Genomic DNA, 558 nt, shown 5'->3' with positions numbered 1-558 from the left:
CGCTTAGTAGGTGCCGAACTTGAAGTTCAGCTTTGCGCGCGCCACGAAGAAGTCGTTGTCGTCGCTGCCGACGGCGGGGGCAAAGATATCGACCGGCGCTCCGCCGCCGGCCGGCGTGAACCGACCGACAAAGTTGTTGCCGAAGTCGTCATCCTCATCGAAGCTGAGCCACAGACCTTCGAGGCCGAACGTCACCGCCGAGGAACCAAACCAGTTCACCGGCAGAGCCCATTCGACGCCGCCGCCGACCACCCAACCGGTGGTGTCGTCGGTATAGGCCAGACCGCCTGTGGCGTAGATCAACACGCGATCGAACGCGACACCGGCGCGGGCACGAACCGTGCCGAACCAATCCGACAGATTGCTGCGGAACTCGCCGGGCACGAAGGTGCCGGGCACGCCAGCCGGAATGAACGCAACTGTTTCATCCTGGTCGGTGTCGGCCCACTGGATGTCGGTCTCGAGACCGATCACGAAGGAACCGATCTGGTAGTTGTAACCGATCTGACCGCCACCGGTGAAACCGCCATCCCCGCCGTTGTCGGGGAAGAACAGCGT

1 protein-coding gene is annotated in these 558 nt (G+C 63.1%); it reads right to left on the bottom strand.

The features are described 5' to 3' along the window. Window positions 1–3: 3 nt before the first annotated feature. A partial coding sequence (locus JKL46_RS35115; RefSeq protein WP_201843079.1) for an outer membrane protein occupies window positions 4–558 on the bottom strand: 555 nt, incomplete at its 5' end.

Origin of the sequence: Microvirga zambiensis WSM3693, from assembly GCF_016735695.1 — a bacterium.
Lineage (GTDB): Bacteria > Pseudomonadota > Alphaproteobacteria > Rhizobiales > Beijerinckiaceae > Microvirga > Microvirga zambiensis.
This window is presented reverse-complemented; position numbering and strand designations above follow the sequence as displayed.